The organism is Pseudomonas syringae group sp. 243L2 (genome assembly GCF_032587875.1).
In the GTDB taxonomy this organism is placed as follows: Bacteria; Pseudomonadota; Gammaproteobacteria; order Pseudomonadales; family Pseudomonadaceae; genus Aquipseudomonas; species Aquipseudomonas amygdali.
This window is the reverse complement of record NZ_JAWHPL010000040.1, coordinates 454886-473765: the sequence shown is the minus strand read 5'-3', so window position 1 is coordinate 473765 and position 18880 is coordinate 454886. Positions and strand designations below refer to the sequence as shown.

18 protein-coding genes are annotated in these 18880 nt (G+C 60.9%); 17 read left to right on the top strand and 1 reads right to left on the bottom strand.

Annotated elements, in window-relative coordinates; genetic code table 11:
• The first annotated feature begins 4 nt into the window (after positions 1-4).
• From RYB66_RS25205 to RYB66_RS25140, 14 genes are read left to right on the top strand one after another with little or no spacing between them, the layout of a single operon-like run.
• Entirely contained in the window at positions 5-1687 is a 1683-nt protein-coding gene (locus tag RYB66_RS25205) for an AMP-binding protein (protein WP_316895761.1), read from the top strand.
• Positions 1680-2414 (top strand): glycosyltransferase family 2 protein, encoded by a 735-nt coding sequence (locus RYB66_RS25200; protein ID WP_016980634.1) that lies wholly within the window; start codon positions 1680-1682, stop codon positions 2412-2414. Before RYB66_RS25205 ends, RYB66_RS25200 begins: the two co-directional genes overlap by 8 nt.
• Complete coding sequence (locus RYB66_RS25195) at positions 2411-3358, top strand: glycosyl transferase (RefSeq protein WP_316895760.1); 948 nt, start codon at positions 2411-2413, stop codon at positions 3356-3358. Before RYB66_RS25200 ends, RYB66_RS25195 begins: the two co-directional genes overlap by 4 nt.
• On the top strand, positions 3339-4886 hold the full coding sequence (hutH, locus tag RYB66_RS25190; protein WP_039847343.1) for a histidine ammonia-lyase: 1548 nt from the start codon (positions 3339-3341) through the stop codon (positions 4884-4886). Before RYB66_RS25195 ends, hutH begins: the two co-directional genes overlap by 20 nt.
• A complete protein-coding gene (locus tag RYB66_RS25185; RefSeq protein ID WP_002551680.1) occupies positions 4876-5301 on the top strand; it encodes an acyl-CoA thioesterase in 426 nt (141 codons plus the stop codon). Before hutH ends, RYB66_RS25185 begins: the two co-directional genes overlap by 11 nt.
• Positions 5298-5912: an outer membrane lipoprotein carrier protein LolA gene (locus tag RYB66_RS25180; RefSeq protein ID WP_005778722.1), complete on the top strand. Its 615-nt coding sequence runs from the start codon at positions 5298-5300 to the stop codon at positions 5910-5912. Before RYB66_RS25185 ends, RYB66_RS25180 begins: the two co-directional genes overlap by 4 nt.
• A complete protein-coding gene (locus tag RYB66_RS25175) occupies positions 5896-8259 on the top strand; it encodes an MMPL family transporter (RefSeq protein ID WP_057404859.1) in 2364 nt (787 codons plus the stop codon). The genes RYB66_RS25180 and RYB66_RS25175 overlap by 17 nt, the downstream gene beginning before the upstream one ends.
• Positions 8260-8313: 54 nt before the next feature.
• Positions 8314-9561, top strand: a complete 1248-nt coding sequence (locus tag RYB66_RS25170) for an NAD(P)/FAD-dependent oxidoreductase (RefSeq protein ID WP_005778717.1) — start codon at positions 8314-8316, stop codon at positions 9559-9561.
• Positions 9558-10292, top strand: coding sequence for a class I SAM-dependent methyltransferase (locus RYB66_RS25165; protein ID WP_016980628.1), 735 nt, complete (start codon positions 9558-9560; stop codon positions 10290-10292). Before RYB66_RS25170 ends, RYB66_RS25165 begins: the two co-directional genes overlap by 4 nt.
• Entirely contained in the window at positions 10289-10771 is a 483-nt protein-coding gene (locus RYB66_RS25160; RefSeq protein WP_057424268.1) for a hypothetical protein, read from the top strand. Before RYB66_RS25165 ends, RYB66_RS25160 begins: the two co-directional genes overlap by 4 nt.
• Complete coding sequence (locus RYB66_RS25155) at positions 10768-11964, top strand: beta-ketoacyl-[acyl-carrier-protein] synthase family protein (RefSeq protein WP_316895759.1); 1197 nt, start codon at positions 10768-10770, stop codon at positions 11962-11964. The genes RYB66_RS25160 and RYB66_RS25155 overlap by 4 nt, the downstream gene beginning before the upstream one ends.
• Positions 11961-12416, top strand: a complete 456-nt coding sequence (locus RYB66_RS25150; RefSeq protein WP_005778710.1) for a hotdog family protein — start codon at positions 11961-11963, stop codon at positions 12414-12416. The genes RYB66_RS25155 and RYB66_RS25150 overlap by 4 nt, the downstream gene beginning before the upstream one ends.
• Entirely contained in the window at positions 12413-13141 is a 729-nt protein-coding gene (gene fabG / locus RYB66_RS25145; RefSeq protein WP_005743101.1) for a 3-oxoacyl-ACP reductase FabG, read from the top strand. The genes RYB66_RS25150 and fabG overlap by 4 nt, the downstream gene beginning before the upstream one ends.
• A complete protein-coding gene (locus RYB66_RS25140; RefSeq protein WP_005743102.1) occupies positions 13141-14367 on the top strand; it encodes a beta-ketoacyl-ACP synthase in 1227 nt (408 codons plus the stop codon). The genes fabG and RYB66_RS25140 overlap by 1 nt, the downstream gene beginning before the upstream one ends.
• Before the next feature lie 155 nt (positions 14368-14522).
• Here the strand turns inward: RYB66_RS25140 and RYB66_RS25135 are convergent, their stop codons facing one another.
• The gene (locus RYB66_RS25135) at positions 14523-15416 is read right to left on the bottom strand and encodes a LysR family transcriptional regulator (RefSeq protein ID WP_005731006.1); all 894 of its coding nucleotides are present in this window, start codon (positions 15414-15416) and stop codon (positions 14523-14525) included.
• A gap of 116 nt (positions 15417-15532) precedes the next feature.
• Between RYB66_RS25135 and RYB66_RS25130 the strand changes: the two genes are divergently transcribed.
• The 3 genes from RYB66_RS25130 to RYB66_RS25120 all read left to right on the top strand — a co-directional run bounded on the left by RYB66_RS25130 (position 15533) and on the right by RYB66_RS25120 (position 18812).
• Entirely contained in the window at positions 15533-16789 is a 1257-nt protein-coding gene (locus tag RYB66_RS25130) for an MFS transporter (protein ID WP_005743104.1), read from the top strand.
• Positions 16790-16866: 77 nt separating this feature from the next.
• Entirely contained in the window at positions 16867-18132 is a 1266-nt protein-coding gene (locus RYB66_RS25125; RefSeq protein WP_005743106.1) for an AAA family ATPase, read from the top strand.
• Positions 18129-18812: a retron system putative HNH endonuclease gene (locus RYB66_RS25120; protein WP_005743108.1), complete on the top strand. Its 684-nt coding sequence runs from the start codon at positions 18129-18131 to the stop codon at positions 18810-18812. Before RYB66_RS25125 ends, RYB66_RS25120 begins: the two co-directional genes overlap by 4 nt.
• The last annotated feature ends 68 nt before the right edge of the window (positions 18813-18880 follow it).

Here is an 18880-nt window from a genome sequence, read left to right as displayed (position 1 = left end):
TCGCATGAACTGGTTGAACCTTGAACACCTGCTGCTCGACGCCCTGCCCGACCGGCCGCTGACACTGGCCCCGACCCTGGACCACGCGCAATTTCGTGATCAGGCATTGAGTGTGGCCGCAGGACTGCAAGCCCGTGGTGTCAAAAACCTCGCGGTACACCTTGAAGATGCCGCTGACCTGGCCGTCGCCTTGTTCGGCGCCTGGCGCGCCGGTGTGCATGTGTTGCTGCCCGCTGACTTGCAAGGCCAGACCCGCGAGCGCTGGGCCAATCGGGTCGACCTGTGGCTGACCGACCTAGCGCACGACACGCATTTAAGCGATCTGCACGCCGCGCAGCTGGCTCCGGCAGCGCTCGACCTTGACCAGTGCCGATTGAGCCTGTGCACCTCGGGTTCCAGCGGCGAGCCCAAACTGATTGAAAAACGCCTGCGCCAGCTGGCCAACGAAGTCTGCGGGCTGGAACAGCTGTGGGGCGCGCAGCTTGGTTCGGCATGCATGATCGGCAGCGTTGCGACGCAACATATTTATGGGCTGCTGTTCCGTTTGCTATGGCCGATGTGCGCCGCACGCCCGTTCGTGCGCCGCCAGTTGCCGTTTGCCGAAGACCTGCAACGCGCCAGCCGCGAATACCCGTCCTTTGCCTGGGTCGCCAGCCCGGCACTGCTCAAGCGCATGGGCGACAACCTCGACTGGAGCAGCCTCAGTGCCGTGCGCCGGGTGTTTTCATCCGGCGGCGCATTGCCAGCCGAAGCGGCGCAAAGTCTGCAACAACGTCTTGGCCAGTGGCCGACGGAAATTCTCGGCAGTTCGGAAACCGGAGGCATCGCCTGGCGGCAGGGCGAACAACACTGGCAAGCCTTCGACGGCGTAGAACTGAGTCAGAACAACGAAGGGGCGCTGTGCATCAGCTCGCCCTATCTGCCGCCCGGTCACGTAGAGCAGACCGCCGATGCCGTGCAGATTGGCAATGATGGGCGACTCGAACTGCTGGGCAGGCTGGACCGCATCGTCAAGCTTGAAGAAAAGCGCGTGTCGTTGCCGCTGATCGAGCAGGCCCTTACGACCCACGAATGGGTAAATGAAGCGCGCCTTGGCGTGGTTCAGGAAAACCGTGCGTCGCTTGGCGCGCTGCTGGTGCTGAGCGATGCGGGCTTGCTGGCCCTGCGCAATCAGGGCCGTCGAGCGCTGACCGAAGCCTTGCGCCAGCATCTGCGACCGCACTGCGAAACCATCGCTCTGCCGCGGCGCTGGCGTCTGCTGCGGCAGATGCCGCTCAACGCCCAGGGTAAGCTGCCTCAGGCAGAGGTCGAGGCGCTGCTGCTGGCGCCACGCCCGAAACAGCCAGAAGTGCTTGAGCAACAGAACGTCGAAGGCGAGCTGCACCTGCAATTGAGCGTCCCGCCAGATCTGGCATTTTTCAGCGGCCACTTTCCCAAGGCACCGGTCTTGCCAGGCGTGGTTCAGGTCGAATGGGCGATCAGTCTGGGGCAGCGCCTGTTGAATCTGCCAACCGACTTTGCTGGCATGGAAGTGCTCAAGTTTCAGCAACTGGTGCGCCCCGGCGACCGCCTGAAACTGACCCTGCGCTTCGATGCCGCACGCTCAAAGCTGCATTTCGCCTTTCACAACAGCGAAAACGCACCCTGCTCCAGTGGCCGGATTGTGCTGGAGGGCGGCCATGCATAAGCCTTGCGTGATCATTCCGGTGTTCGACCACGAGCTGGCCGTGCCCAACGTGGTCAAGGCCGTCCGCAACGCAGGCTTGCCCTGCATACTGGTGGACGATGCCAGCAGCCCGGCTTGCGCCGCAGTGTTACAGCAGCTGGCGCAGGGTGAGGGTATTTACCTGTTGCGCCTGCCGGTCAATCAAGGCAAGGGCGGCGCGGTCATGGCCGGGTTCCGCGAGGCGGCACGCCTGGGTTTCAGCCATGCGTTGCAGGTCGATGCCGATGGTCAGCATGACCTGAACGATATTCCGGTGTTTCTGGAGCAGTCACGCCAGTACCCGCAAGCGTTGATTTGTGGCTATCCGCAGTACGACGAAAGCGTGCCCAAAGGCCGCCTGTACGCCCGTTACCTCACCCACGTCTGGGTATGGATCAACACCCTGTCACTGCATATTCGCGATTCCATGTGCGGCTTTCGGCTCTACCCGCTGGCCCCGGTTCTGGCGCTGATCGACAGCGTGCAGATCGGCAGACGCATGGACTTCGACTCGGAAATTCTCGTGCGCCTGTCATGGCGTGGCCAGGCGATGCGCTGGCTGCCGACCCGCGTTCACTATCCGCAGGACGGCCTGTCGCATTTCCGCCTGTTTCACGACAACGCCCTGATCTCGAAAATGCACGCCAAGCTGTTCTTCGGCATGCTGATGCGTCTGCCGGTGATCCTCTGGCGACGGTGGCGCTCATGACCATTGAAAAATCGCCCAAAGAACATTGGGCCAGTCACGAAGAGCGTGGCAGTTTCCTGCTCATGAAGCTTACCGCCTGGGGCATGCGCGTGCTCGGTCGTCGCCTGCTCAGCCCGGTGCTGTATGGCATCGTTCTATATTTCTTCGCCTTCGGCCGCCGTGCCCGACACAGCATCTGGGAATACCAGCAGCGCCTGGCGGACTGGAGCGCCAGACCCGAACTGCGCCCCACCCAACGGCGCGTGTTTGGCCAGTTCATGGCCTTCGCCGAGGCACTGCTCGACAAGCTTGATGTGTGGAACGGCAGGCTGGGCATCGAGCAGATCGAGATCATCGACCCAGCCCTGCTGCGCCACAACCTGCGCGGCGAGCGCGGGCAGATGCTGGTCGGGGCGCATCTGGGCAACCTTGAGGTGTGCCGCGCACTGGCCGAACTCGGCGAAAAAGTCACCATGAACGTGCTGGTGCACACCAAGCACGCCGAACGCTTCAATCGCCTGCTCGGTGAAGCCGGAGCGACCAACCTGCGGCTGATTCAGGTCAGCGAACTGGACCCGGCGATCATGCTGCAGCTCAGCCAGCGTCTGGACGAAGGCGAGTGGCTGGCCATTGCCGGTGACCGCGTTGCCCTGCACGGCGGGCGCAATGTGCGGGTCGACTTTCTGGGCCGGCCAGCGACGTTCCCGCAAGGCCCGTGGCTGCTGGCCGGTCTGCTCAAATGCCAGGTCAATCTGTTTTTCTGCCTTAAAGGCCCGAAGGGCTATCGGGTGATTCTCGAACCGTTCGCCGACGCCATCGAATGGCGGCGCAGCGACCGCGCCCAGGTCATCGCCCACTGGGCCACACGTTATGCCGAGCGTCTTGGGCACTACTGCCTGGAAGCCCCGCAGCAATGGTTCAATTTCTACCCATTCTGGAAGTCCGATGATGATTCAAGCTCCTGACCCGATCATTTTCGGCGAGCGCGCTCTGTGTATCGAAGACGTGCTGGCCCTGGCCAATCGTCAAGCGCCGAGTGCGTTGCAAGGCGACGCTGAATTTCGCGCACGCATTGCCAGGGGCGCGCAGTTTCTCGATTCGTTACTGAACAAGGAAGGCGTGATCTACGGCGTCACCACCGGCTACGGCGACTCCTGCGTGGTGGCCGTGCCATTGGAGCATGTAGAGGCGCTGCCGCAGCATTTGTACACGTTTCACGGCTGCGGGCTGGGCAAGCTGCTGGACGCCCAAGCCACCCGCGCAGTGCTGGCGGCACGTTTGCAGTCACTGTGTCAGGGCGTTTCCGGGGTGCGCGTCGAACTGCTTGAGCGTTTGCAGGCGTTTATCGATCAGGACGTGCTGCCGCTGATCCCGGAAGAGGGCTCGGTGGGTGCCAGCGGTGATCTGACCCCACTGTCTTACGTGGCCGCAACCCTGTCCGGCGAGCGCGACGTGATGTTCCGTGGCGAGCGCCGTCCGGCCAGCGACGTGCACCGCGAACTGGGCTGGACGCCGCTGGTGCTGCGCCCCAAGGAAGCGCTGGCGCTGATGAACGGCACCGCCGTCATGACCGGCATCGCGTGCCTGGCGTTCGCCCGCGCCGATTACCTGTTGCAACTGGCTACCCGTATCACCGCCATGAACGTGGTGGCGCTGCAAGGCAACCCGGAGCACTTCGACGAGCGCCTGTTCGCCGCCAAGCCGCATCCGGGCCAGATGCAGGTAGCCGCGTGGTTGCGTCAGGACCTGGCCATCGACGCGCCAACCGCCCCACTGCATCGTTTGCAGGACCGCTATTCGCTGCGCTGCGCACCGCATGTGCTGGGCGTGCTGGCCGACAGCCTGAACTGGCTGCGCTCGTTCATCGAGATCGAGCTGAACAGCGCCAACGACAACCCGATCATCGATGCCGAAGCAGAGCGCGTGTTGCACGGCGGGCATTTCTACGGCGGGCACATTGCTTTTGCCATGGACAGCCTGAAAACGCTGGTGGCCAATGTCGCAGACCTGCTCGACCGGCAATTGGCGCTGCTGGTCGACGAACGTTACAACCACGGCTTGCCGAGCAATCTGTCGGGGGCCAGCGCCGAGCGGGCCATGCTCAATCACGGTTTCAAGGCGGTGCAGATAGGCACCAGCGCATGGACCGCCGAAGCACTGAAAAACACCATGCCGGCCAGCGTATTTTCGCGCTCCACCGAATGCCACAATCAGGACAAGGTGAGCATGGGCACCATCGCTGCGCGTGACGCCATTCGGGTGCTGGAGCTGACCGAGCAGGTTGCCGCCGCCACGCTGATCGCCGCCAACCAAGGTATATGGCTGCGCAGCAAGGCCGCCGATGCGCGCCCGCTGCCACCAGCACTGGCGGCCATGCACCAACAACTGGGCGAGGACTTTGCCCCTGTCATCGAAGACCGGGCGCTGGAGAATGAACTGCGCCTGTGCCTGAAACATATTGCCAACCGCCGCTGGAGCTTGCATGCGCAGTAAGGGTTTTCTGCACGTCGACACCGAAATCGTGGTGCCGTTTTTCGACGTCGACATGATGAACATCGTCTGGCACGGGCATTACGTCAAATACCTGGAAGTCGCACGCTGCGCATTGCTCGACCACATTGGTCATAACTACATGCAGATGCTCGAATCCGGTTATGGTTGGCCGGTGATCGACCTGCAACTGCGCTACGTGCGCAGCGCGGTATTCGGCCAGACACTGAACGTACGCGCCAGTCTGGTGGAGTGGGAGAACCGTCTGAAGATCAACTACCTGATCACCGACGCACACACCGGCGAACGCTTGACCCGCGCCAGCACCGTGCAGGTTGCGGTCGACAGCCAGAGCCGGGAAATGCAACTGGCATCGCCCCAGGTCTTTATCGATGCCGTGAAGAGAGCTTTGCCATGAACCGTCCGTTTCGCGCCTTGCTGCTATTGGGGTTGCTGTGCCTGTCTTCACTGGCGCAGGCTTTCGATCTACAACAACTGAGTGATCAGCTCGCTAAACCTGCGGTGGTGCAAGGGCGCTTCATTCAGGAAAAACACCTGCGCGCCCTGCCGCAACCACTGCTCAGCAAAGGCCGCTTCGTGCTCGCCAGGGATTTCGGGCTGCTCTGGCTGCTGGAAACACCGCTGAAACAGGATTACCGCATCAATGCCAGCGGCATTTCCCGCCGTGAAAGCGTGGGCGACGTCAGCACCTGGAAGCCCGTACCAAACAAAAATGCCGGGGCCGAGCAGAACCGCTTGTTCCTTGCTGTACTGCAGGGCGACAGCAGCGGCCTGCAACGGGATTTCGACTTGCAGCTCAAGGGCGACGCGAACGCCTGGCAACTCACGCTCACGCCGCGCTCGATGCTGCTGCAACAAGTGTTCAAACAGATCAACATCGATGGCGGAGAACTGGTCCAGCGTATCGAGTTGCTGGAAACCCAGGGCGACAGTACCGTCCTGAAAATGATCGACAGCAGCAGTGCTTCCTCCCTGACCGATGCGCAGCGCAATGACTTCAACGACTGAGCGGCTATTGCCGCGACTGTTCCTGCTGATTCTGGCAAGCGTGCTGGCGCTGGCCGGCTGGCAGTGGCACGACCGCTCGCCGCTGTCGGCCAACCTCATGGAACTGGTGCCAGGCACTGACAACGACGAACTGGTGGTGAGCGCCGAAAAGCGCATGCAGGAACCGCTCAATCGCGAAATGCTTGTGCTCGTGGGTCACACCGACCGCCAGCAGGCTGTGGAGCTGGCTCGCACGCTGGCGGAGCAATGGCAAGCGAGCGGCCTGTTCGAGAAGGTTCAGTGGTCGCTGCAAGCCGATCTGCCCGGGTTGCGCACCCAGTTGCTGCAAGGGCGAATCGCGATGTTGCCGGCAGCGGATCGCGCTCTGTTGATCGATGAGCCGAAGACTTTCATCGAGCAGCGCGTACAAACTCTCTTCGACCCGTTTGCCGGGTTCAGCCTGGTGCCGGGTCAGGATGACTGGCTGGGGCTGACCGGACGTATCCAGAACGGCTTGCCGAAACAGGGCTCGGTCGAGGCGGATCTGGCCAGCGGCGCGCTGATCGCCAGCGCCGAGGGCAAAAGCTGGGTACTGCTGCGTTCGCGAACCCGAACCGATGCTTTCGATCTGCACCTGCCCGGTCAGGTCGCCGACCTGCTGGCGAAAGCGCGGGGGCAGGCGCAGCAGGCCGGTGGGCAATTGCTCGCCGCCAGCGGCCTGCTGTACGCCGCCGACGGGCAGAAGCAGGCCAGCCGGGAAATCACCTGGGTCGGCGGGGGCGCCACGCTCGGTATTCTGTTGCTGCTGTTGCTGGCATTCCGACGCTGGAGCGTGCTGCTGGCGTTTGTACCGGTGGTAGTCGGCATGCTCTTCGGTGCAGTGGCTTGCGTGGCGCTGTTTGGCAGCATGCACGTCATGACGCTGGTGCTGGGTTCCAGCCTGATTGGTGTGGCGGTGGATTACCCACTGCATTACCTGTCCAAGAGCTGGAGCCTGAAACCCTGGCGCAGTTGGCCCGCCTTGCGCCTGACCCTGCCGGGCCTGACGCTGAGCCTGATCACCAGTTGTATCGGCTATCTCGCCCTGGCCTGGACGCCGTTCCCGGCGCTGACACAAATTGCCGTGTTCTCCGCCGCTGGCCTGATCGGCGCTTACCTGACTGCGGTGTGTCTGCTGCCTGCGCTGCTTGCAAAGGTCGAGATCAGCCCCGCGCAATGGCCGCTGAAACTGGCGCAACTGATGCTTGATTGCCGCGCTGCGCTGTTGCAGCGCATCAGCACGCCGATTCTGCTGGCGCTACTGTTGGCCTTCTGCGGCGGCGGGCTCTGGCACCTGACCACCAAGAACGATATTCGCCAATGGGTCTCGGCACCTCAGGCATTGACCGACGAAGCCCAGGCTATCGCGCGGATCACCGGTTATCAGCCCACCAGCCAGTTCTTCCTGGTGCGCGGCAAGGATCAACAGCAGTTGCTGGATCGGCAGTCGGCGCTGACTCAGCGGCTCGATCAACTGATCAGCATGGACAAGCTGCAGGGTTACATGGCCCTCAACCAGTTGCTGGATTCGCCTGCCGAGCAGCAACTGACCCGTGATGCGCTGGGCAAATTGCCGCAACACTGGCCACCACTGGTGCAGCTTGGCGTCCCGGCCAACGCGCTGAAGACCGAACTCTCTCAATTGCAGGCACTGCCAACGCAAGACATTGATCAGGCGCTTCAAGGCCCGCTCAGCGAACCGTGGCGCACGCTCTGGCTAGGCGCCAGCGAAGATGCCGAAGGCGACGCTCAGGTAGCCAGCATCGTCAGCCTGCGTGGCATGAACAGCATTGCGTTGCTGCGCGTGCAGGCCATCGGCCTGGAGGGCGTGCAACTGGTCGACCGCCTGGGTGAGCTCAACGAGGTGTTTGCCCACACGCAGATCAGCGCGGCAGAATTGAAGCTGGCTTCATGTGTGCTGATCGTCCTGCTGCTGATTGTCCCATTTGGTTTCAACGGCGCGCTGCGCATCGTCGCCCTGCCCCTGCTGGCGGCCCTGTGCAGCCTCGCCAGCCTGGGCTGGCTCGGTCAGCCGCTGACTCTGTTCAGCCTGTTCGGCCTGTTGCTGGTAACGGCGATCAGCGTCGATTACGCCATCCTGATGCGCGAGCAGATAGGCGGCGCGGCGGTCAGCCTGCTGGGCACGCTGCTGGCAGCGGTCACCACTTGGCTGTCGTTCGGCCTGCTGGCCGTTTCCAGCACTCCGGCGATCAGCAACTTCGGCCTGTCGGTCAGCCTGGGGCTGGCCTTCAGCTTTCTTTTGGCACCGTGGGCCAGCCCGCGTAAAGCGCTTCATTCGCCAGCCAATGCTGAAGGGCCACACGCATGAGTCTTGCAGCGTTGTCGTCACTCCCTGCCACCGCCCAATCGGAAAGGAATACCTGTGCCCATCACTGATAGGGAAATTCGTCAGGTCGTCGTCATCGGTGCCGGCCCGGCCGGTTGCATTGCGGCAGCCCTGCTCAAACGCCAGGGCCATGACGTGCTGATTATCGAGCGTCAGCTGTTCCCGCGCTTCTCCATCGGCGAAAGTCTGCTGTGCCATTGCCTGGACTTCGTCGAAGAAGCCGGGATGCTCGACGCCGTGCAGGCGGCCGGTTTCCAGCTCAAGAACGGTGCTGCCTTTGCGCGCGGCGAGCAATACAGCGATTTCGACTTCAGCGATACGTTCAGCAACGGCAAGCCGACGACCTTTCAGGTGCAGCGCAGCGAGTTCGACAAACTGCTCGCCGATCAGGCTGCGCTGCAAGGCGTGGACATCCGCTATCAGGAAGAGATCGTCAGCGCCGACTTCGATGGCCCGCAGCCGGTTTTGCGTGTGAGGCGTGAGGACGGCAGCGAATACAGCGTACAGGCGACCTTCGTACTCGACGCCAGCGGCTATGGCCGCGTGTTGCCGCGCCTGCTGGACCTGGAAGCGCCGTCGGGCTTTCCGGTGCGCCAGGCGGTGTTTACCCATATCGAAGACCATATCGAAAGCCCGCCCTTTGACCGCCAGAAGATCCTGGTCAGCATCCATCCGCAGCACAGCGATGTGTGGTTCTGGTCGATCCCGTTCAGCGAAGGCCGCTGTTCGATAGGCGTCGTGGCCTCGGCCGAGCGCTTCAAAGACAAGCCCGATGACCTGGACGCCTGCCTGCGCGCCTTTATCGATGAAACACCGCAACTGGCCAGCGTGCTGAAAAATGCGGTCTGGGATACACCGGCAAGGACCATCGGCGGCTACTCGGCGAACGTCACAACCCTGCATGGAAAGGGCTTTGCGCTGCTGGGCAATGCAGCAGAATTCCTCGACCCGGTGTTTTCATCTGGCGTGACCATCGCCATGCGTTCGGCGAGCATGGCCGCTGGCGTGCTGAATCGACAATTGCAGGGTGAGAGCGTGGACTGGGAAACCGAGTTCGCCGTTCCGCTGAAGCGTGGCGTCGATACCTTCCGGGCCTATGTCGAAGGCTGGTACGACGGCTCGTTCCAGAGCGTCATTTTCTACCCGGGAAGCGCGCCGGATATCCGCCGCATGATCAGCGCCATTCTGGCTGGCTATGCCTGGGACGAGCGCAATCCGTTTGTCAGCGAGCCCAAACGCCGCTTGCGCACGCTCTCGGAAATCTGCGCGGACGGTGACTCATGAATCGACCGTTCCTGAGTGACAGCTATGTCGAGGAAACCCGCTTCGGCCTGTGGTTTCTGCGCAGCCACACCTGGCAGTACCGCGTATTGCGTGTGGCGATAGACGATTTGCGCAGCCTGTTCGATAGCGCGCTTCCGGCCGCACCGGTTTTGCTCGACGCCGGTTGCGGGCAGGGCAAGTCGTTTCAGCACCTGAGCAGGGTTTTTCAGCCTTCAAGGCTGATTGGTGTCGATGCCGACCTGCACAGCCTGGAGATGAGCCGTCAGGAGGCACGCGCCAGAGGCATAGAGGTCGAGCTGATCGGCAGCGACTGCGCAGCCCTGCCAGTACCCGACGCCAGCGTCGATCTGCTGTTCTGTCACCAGACCTTTCATCATCTGGTCGAGCAGGAACAGGCGCTTGCCGAGTTTTATCGCGTACTCAAGCCAGGCGGTTACCTGCTGTTCGCCGAGTCCACCGAGGCGTACATCGACACCTGGGTGATTCGCTGGCTGTTCCGCCACCCCATGCACGTTCAGAAAAGCGCGGCTCAGTATCTGCAGATGATCCGCGACCAGGGTTTCGAGTTCGGCGCACAGCATGTTTCGTACCCTTACCTGTGGTGGAGCCGCGCCAGGGATTTCGGCCTGCTCGAAGCCTTGAAACTGCAAAAACCCAGGCCGTTCGGGCAACGGGAAGAAACGCTGGTCAATGTCGTGGCCCGCAAACCGCTACAAGGTGGCGCATCATGATCCGGGTATTATTTCTGGCCTTTCTGCTGCTGGGCGGCTGCGCTGCACAGGCACCGCTGCCGACTACCGCACCGACGATGCAATTGCCGGTGCAGCTGCACATCGAACGCCGACAGGCTGATCAGCGGCAAGACTGGATGCTGGTCATCCAGCGCGAAAACGCCGGGTTGCGCTGGTCGATGATGGACCCGCTGGGTATCCCCCAGGCTCGCCAGTTGCTGATCAACGGACAATGGCAAGCCGACGGTCTGCTTCCCCCCAACCCCGAAGCACGCGAGCTGTTTGCGGCAATAATGTTCGCCATGACCTCGGATCTGGAAATGCATGGCCGCTACCCCACGGCGTACCGCCAGGGCATGCAGCGGCGTCTGGATGATCGCTGGCTGGTCGAATATCAGTCAGCCAACGCCTACACCATTCGTCTCAAGGACGGGTTGAGCTACAGGGTTACACCGCTGAACGACGAGAGCATGCCATGACTGCCTATCTCAATGCGCTGGGCCTGATCTGCTCGCTGGGCGACAGCCGTGAAGAGGTGTCGCGCAGACTGTTCGCAGGCGACAGCTCGGGCATGGTGTTCGAAAGCGGCTGGGTGCCGGAACGCGAATTGCCGGTCGGCGCGGTAAAATCCGCATTGCCGCCCATTCCGCCCGCCATGCAATCGCAGCGCAGCCGCAACAACCAGTTGCTGCTGGCCGCGGCCTTGCAGATCGAAGATGACATTCGTCAGGCTATCGCGCGCTACGGAGCCGGGCGGATTGGCGTGATCGTCGGCACCAGCACCTCGGGTATCGATGAAGCAAGCGAGAGCATGGCAAGCTGGCTGCGTGATAAGACCTTCCCCGACGATTACGATTATCGCCAACAGGAACTGGGCGCACCGGCGAACTTCCTGGCCAGCTGGCTGCAATTGAGCGGCCCGGCCTATGTGATTTCTACAGCCTGCACGTCCAGCGCGCGGGCGCTGCTCAGCGCACGACGGGCGCTGGACATAGGCCTGTGCGATGCGGTGCTGTGCGGCGGCGTCGACAGCCTGTGCAGGTTGACCCTCAATGGGTTCTCGGCGCTTGAAGCCATGTCGCCACAACTGTGCAATCCGTTTTCAAGTCACCGCAACGGGATAAACATCGGCGAGGCGGCAGCGCTGTTTCTGATGACCCGCGAAGCTGGCAACAGCCACTCGATTGCCCTGCTGGGCGCGGGTGCCAGTTGCGACGCCCACCACATCTCGGCCCCCGAACCTACCGGCCGGGGTGCGCAGGATGCCATGCTGCAAGCGTTGACCAACGCCCGGCTCGATGCCGCACAGATCGGTTACCTGAACCTGCATGGCACCGCTACGCCACATAACGATGCGATGGAAAGCCTGGCCGTGCAGGCGGTATTCCCGAACGGTGTGCCTTGCTCGTCGACAAAGCCGCTCAGCGGCCACACGCTGGGTGCCGCTGGAGCGCTGGAAGTGGCGTTTTGCTGGTTGAGCCTGGCACCGGACAACAGCGAACAGGCCCTGCCCCCGCACCTGTGGGACGGCGAAGCTGACCCGCTATTGCCTGCACTGCAATGGACACTGCCAGGTTCGCGCCTGGCACCTGCAAATGCTCGTTACATGATGAGCAATTCGTTTGCCTTCGGTGGCAACAACATCAGCCTGATTATCGGAGATGCCCCATGACCGAGTGGTCGCTCGCCGAACTCATACCCCATGCTGGCGACATGATTCTCATCGATCAGGTGCTGAGTTTTGACCAAGAGCAGATTCGAACCTGCCTGACCGTACGCGCCGACGGCCTGTTCAATCAAGCCGACGGCAGCCTGCCCTCCTGGCTTGGCATAGAGCTGATGGCCCAGAGCGTCGCGGCCTATGCCGGTTGCCAGGCGCGCACCAAGGGTGAAGCGGTCAAGCTGGGGTTTCTGCTCGGCAGCCGCAAGTTCGAATGCAACGTAGCGCGCTTCCCGCTGGGCAGCGAACTGCATATCCATGCCGTGCGCTCCTTGCAGGATGACAGCGGCATGGGCGTGTTCGAATGCACCCTGACCGGACCGGATATCAAGGCTTTTGCCCGACTCAATGTATATTGCCCGCCCAACACTGCTGACTATCTGGCTGAAGGAGCCCCGGCATGACTGAATCGATACTGGTCACCGGCTCCAGCCGTGGCATCGGCCGCGCCATCGCTTTGCGTCTGGCCCAGGCCGGATACGACCTGATCCTGCATTGCCGCACCGGCCGCAGCGAGGCCGAAGCCGTGCAGGCCGAAGTCGTTGCCCTGGGCCGTCAGGCACGCGTGCTGCAATTCGATGTCTCGGACCGTGCCGCCTGCAAGGCAATTCTGGAACAGGATGTGGAGACGCACGGCGCCTATTACGGCGTGGTACTCAACGCCGGGCTGACCCGCGACGGCGCGTTTCCGGCACTCAGCGATGATGACTGGGATCAGGTGCTGCGCACCAATCTGGACGGTTTTTATAACGTTCTGCACCCGCTGACCATGCCGATGATTCGCCGTCGTGCGGCGGGCCGTATTGTCTGCATCACCTCGGTTTCCGGCCTTATCGGCAACCGTGGCCAAGTCAATTACAGCGCCTCCAAGGCAGGCCTGATCGGTGCCGCCAAGGCCTTGGCCATCGAACTGGGCAAACGCAAAATCACTGTCAACTGCGTCGCGCCAGGTTTGATCGACACCGCAATGCTCGACGAGAACGTGCCAGTCGACGAACTGCTGAAAATGATCCCGGCGCAACGCATGGGCACGCCCGAGGAAGTGGCGGGTGCCGTGAATTTCCTGATGTCGGCCGAAGCAAGCTACATCACTCGTCAGGTGCTGGCCGTCAACGGAGGGCTGTGTTGATGAAGCGTGTGGTCGTCACCGGGATGTCCGGCATTACCTCGGTGGGCAGCGACTGGCCGACTATCGATGCGAGCTTCACCGCCAATCGCAGCGGCATTCGCCGAATGGACGAGTGGAACCGTTTCGCCGAACTGAATACCCGACTGGCTGGCCCCATCGACGATTTCGCCGTGCCCGCACACTGGACACGCAAGCAACTGCGCAGCATGGGCCGCGTATCGAGACTGGCAGTGGCTGCTGCGGAACAGGCGCTGATCGACGCCGGGCTGCTGAATGATCCGCTCATTCGCGATGGGCGCATGGGCACCGCCTGCGGCTCGTCAACCGGCAGCACCGACGAGATCAAGGCTTTCGGCAACATGCTGATCAACTCGGTGGCAGTAGGCCTGAACGCCAACTCCTACGTACGAATGATGCCGCACACCACCGCCGCGAACATCAGCATTTTCTTCGGCCTGACCGGACGCCTGATTCCGACTTCCAGCGCCTGTACCAGTGGCAGCCAAGGCATTGGCTACGCCTACGAGGCGATCAAGTTTGGCCGTCTGCCGCTGATGCTGGCGGGCGGGGCCGAAGAGCTGTGCCCGACCGAGGCGATGGTGTTCGACGCGCTGTACGCCACCAGCCTCAAGAATGACGCGCCACACACCACGCCACGCCCCTACGACAGCGGGCGAGACGGACTGGTGATCGGTGAAGGCGGCGGCATGCTGGTGCTCGAAGAACTTGAGCACGCTCAGGCACGTGGCGCACACATCTACGCCGAAATCGTCGGCTTCGGCAGCAATGCCGACGGCGCCCACAGCACTCGTCCCGAGCAGGCCACCATGCGTCGCGCCATGGAACTGGCCCTGGAAGATGCCAACCTGCCTCCCGAAGCCATCGGCTACGTCAATGGCCATGGCACCGCCACCGAACAGGGCGACATCGCCGAAACCCTGGCCACCAGCAGCCTGTTCGGCTCACGCATGCCACTGAGCTCGCAGAAAAGCTTCCTCGGCCACACGCTGGGAGCCTGCGGCGCACTGGAGTCATGGTTCAGCATCGAAATGCTCAATAGCGACCGCTACATTCATACGCTGAACCTGGTCGACATCGATACCCAGTGCGGCGAACTGGACTACATCGTCGGCGAACCCCGGCGGATGAGTAACGAATATGTGATGAACAACAACTTTGCCTTTGGCGGGGTGAATACGTCATTGATATTCAAGCGTTGGGGGTGAGATCACGCACGTCTCAACTCTCGTACGTCGCTCCGCGTCGCATGCCGTTCTGAACGCTCTGCGTCCGGTCTTGAGTCTGCGGCGCGGCGCAGATTTGTGACGCAGAGCGTCACGACAGGCATTCCCACGCGGAGCGTGCGGAACGAGAATCTTAACTAACGTGCGACATTGCGCGTTAAAAGCTCGGTAAACGCCTTGGCCATCGGTGACTGTTCGTCCTTGCGCTGTACCAGCCACACCGCGCTTGTCGCGCCGGGGTCGAGGACATTGCGATAGACCACGCCGTCGATGCGCATTCGGCGGTAGGACGCTGGCAGCACGGTGACGCCCAGTCCAGCCGCCACCAGGCCGATGATGGTCATCACTTCACCCGCTTCCTGAGTGATCAGCGGGCTGAAACCCGCGGCGCGCGCCAGACTCAGAACCTGCGCGTAAATGCCGCTGCCATAAGTGCGCGGGAAGAACACGAACGGCTCGGCGGCCAAGGCCGACATATAGATCCCGTTTTCGCTTTCTGCCGCCAGTGGATGGTCAGCACGCATGATCGCCACCAGCGGCTCGTTCAGCAGCTCAAACACCACCAACGAATCGGGTAACGCCAACGGGCGCATGATGCCGACCTGAATGGTCTTGTCCTCAAGCCCTGCTGCCACTTCCTGGCTGGTGATTTCGGTCAGGGTCAGGTGCACATCCGGATAAGCCTGACGGAAGGCAAAAATCGCCTGTGGAATGCTGGAAGTGAACGGTGCCGACGAAGTAAAGCCAATCTTCAGCTCGCCGATTTCACCCAGTTGCGCACGCCGGGCAACATCAGTGGCTTTATCGACCTGCGCCAGCACCAGACGCGCCTCATCGAGAAAAAGCCTCCCGGATTCACTCAGTTCGACACGCCGGTTGGTGCGGTCAAACAGACGCGTGCCCAGCTCCTGCTCCAGCGTCTGGATCTGCTGACTCAGCGGCGGCTGGGAGATACCTAGCGCCTGTGCCGCACGACCGAAATGCAGCTCTTCGGCAACCGCGATGAAGTAACGCAGATGACGCAATTCCATGCGGCCTCCATTAAGTCGTTTTACCTATCAAACAGGTCGAACAATATATTGGATGGAATGATTGTCGGGCTATATGATTTTTTCATTGCCTGCCCAATCGTGCTCCGAGGTCTTCCTTGAATCCTGCCGTCGCCCCGCCCACCACAGACTTGAATGCCTCCGCTAAACCGTCTGGCGACACTTACATCGAGAAAAATACGCCGCTTTTCAAACGCACCGCACTGGCGCTGTTCGCTGGCGGGTTCTCGACATTCACCCTGCTGTATTGCGTCCAGCCGATGATGCCAACGCTGTCCGGCGAGTTCTCCCTTTCGGCAGCCCAGAGCAGCCTGATTCTGTCCGTCGCCACGGCGATGCTCGCCATCGGCCTACTGATCACCGGACCGATATCCGACCGGCTGGGGCGCAAATCGGTGATGGTCATGGCGCTATTCTGTGCATCGCTGTTCACCATCGCCAGCGCGCTGATGCCCAGCTGGGAAGGCGTACTTATCACACGGGCACTGGTGGGCCTGTCGTTGAGTGGTCTGGCGGCAGTGGCGATGACTTACCTGAGCGAGGAAATCCATCCCACGCATCTGGGCCTGGCAATGGGGCTGTATATCGGCGGCAGCGCGGTCGGCGGGATGAGCGGGCGGCTGATCGTCGGGGTCATGATCGATTACGTAAGCTGGCACGCGGCGATGCTGGTGGTCGGTGGGCTGGCCCTGATCGCAGCTGTGGTGTTCTGGAAGATCCTCCCGGAATCGCGCAACTTCCGCCCCCGCTCACTGCACCCTCGCAGCCTGCTGGACGGCTTTGTGGTGCAGTTCAAAGACGCCGGGTTGCCGCTGCTGTTTCTGGTCGGGTTTCTGCTGATGGGCGCATTCGTCACGCTGTTCAACTACATCGCCTACCGCTTTTTGAGCGCCCCCTACAACCTGAGCCAGGCCGTGGTCGGGGTGTTTTCCGTGGTGTATCTGTCGGGAATTTACAGCTCGGCAAAGATCGGCTCATTGGCCGACCGTCTTGGCCGCCGACGGGTGCTATGGGCCGTGATCGTGATGATGCTGGCCGGCCTGCTGCTGACCCTGTTCACACCGCTGCCACTGGTTATCGCAGGTGTGCTGATATTCACCTTCGGCTTCTTCGGTGCGCATTCGGTAGCCAGCAGCTGGGTGGGACGCAGAGCGACAACGGCCAGAGGTCAGGCTGCTTCGCTTTACCTGTTCTGCTATTACGCGGGCTCAAGCGTAGCCGGAACCGGTGGCGGAGTGTTCTGGCATTACGCGGGCTGGAACGGCATCGGGCTGTTTATCGGGGTGTTGCTGTTGATTGCCCTCGGGGTAGCGTTGCGGCTGGCGAGGTTGCAGCCGCTGGGGGCGAAGGTTTAGTCACAGATAGGGCGATGGCGGATAGAGTGAGCCAAGGTACACTGGCGCATCCGCCAGTTCTGGTAAAGGAAACCGACATGCGCCTCGACCACCTCCATCTGCAGAATTTTCGTTGTTACGAAGATGCTCATTTTGATTTCCAGCCGGGGTTCAATCTGGTGGTGGGGGTTAATGGCAGTGGGAAGACGTCGCTGTTGCTGGGTGTCGCGGGATGCTTCGGGAATTTACTTGGAAGCATTGGCGTCCATCAGCCATCGATAGCTGAGTCCGATGTTCGGTTCGCGTTAGTAAAGTTCGAAGACAGGATTCGTTTCGAACGCAGCTATCCTCTTGTATTGACTGCCCAAGGTGGCGCGTTTGAGCGTCAGGAATGGCACGTATCGCTAGAACGCAGCAGTCTTCAGACAAATTTCAGCGCGCTGAACAGTCTCGTATTTTCGGAAAATCTGATTAGCATCGATGTAAGTGCCCACGGGGATTTGCCTGTATTCGCCGTCTATCAAGCCAATCGACGCTGGCTGACGATGAGTGTAACCGCTGAGCTTGCTGCACAGAGCAAACCATCAAGACTGGATGCGTACACCTCTTGGTTCGATGCCGCCTCCAATTTGAAAAACTTCGAGACCTGGTTCATCGGCAAAACACTGGAGCGCTTTCAAAGGCTATCCCGAGCAGGTTCTTCCAGCGTTTTCAACGACGAACTGACCTGGATAAACTCAGCCATCCAATGCGCACTACCCGACGCCAAGGGAATAGAGTACGACATGGAGCTACGTGCGTTGGTAGTCGATATGGATGACCGAAAAATCCCGTTCAACGACCTGAGCGACGGACAACGCGGAATGGTCGCACTCTTCGCCGATATCGCTCGCCGTATATGCCTGCTCAACCCGCACATGGGGAAGGATGTGCTAAGCAAGACAAACGGCATCATCGTCATCGATGAACTCGATATCCATCTTCACCCCGGCTGGCAACGCACCATTGCTCCAGCACTGAAAAAAGCATTTCCCAGCATCCAGTTCATCGCCGCCAGCCACTCGCCACAGGTCATCGGCAGCCTGCAACCGGGCGAGGTCATCCTGCTGAATAACCATGACGGCTCTCATCCAAGAGCAACCTATGGCCTGGACTCCAGCACTATTCTGGAAGAAGTCATGGGCGTACCGCAGCGCGAGCCTGAAATTGAAGCACTGCTCGACGAGCTATTCAGCACACTGGAAAACAACGAGCTTGAAAAAGCCAGACTGCAGCTTGATGCGTTAAAACAGAAAGCGCCTGATCTGCCCGAGTTCGCAGGTGCCGAAGCGTTGCTCAAACGCAAGGAGCTCATTGGACGATGAGACGCGTTATCAAGGGAACTGAGCCTGCGTCACTCACCGAATGGAAAGCCAGCGCAAACGAAGACTGGACGCCCACCTATCCAACCTTGCAGAACCCGCAAAAACGCGACTTGCATAATTGCTTACTGCAAGAGCAGAACTTCTCATGCTGCTATTGCGGCAGGGAAATAGAGCTTGATAGCAGCCACATCGAACATTTCAGACCGCAGGATCATTATCTGCCATTGGCACTGGAATACAGCAATCTTCATGCGTCTTGCCTGCGCGAGACCACACCAGGAAACCCGTTGCACTGCGGCCACTATAAAGGCAACTGGTTCGATGAGGACCTGCACATTTCCCCGACAGAGGACGATTGCGAGCAGCGCTTCCGTTATCTGCTCACAGGGAAAATCCAAAGCACGTCCCACACAGATCTTCCCGCCACGACGATGATCGAAAAGCTCGCACTCGATATCGCGTATCTGACAAAAAGACGCCAAGAGGCAATCACGCGCGTGTTTGATGAGCAAATCTTAGCCAGCATCAGCGACACAGAGTTGACACTTTTGGTACAAGGCCTCCGCTCTGGGGATGCCAACAAACAGCTCGCCTTTAGCCACGTTGTCGCCCGCTATGCGGAGCAGTTTCTGGCGTCTTTAAACCCTCCTCCCGAAAAAAGCTCGGTCGGGAATACGTGACACGCGTCGTCCTGCGCACGTACGCGGAAAGAAAATTACTTTCATATATTTGTTTATATTTCATTTTC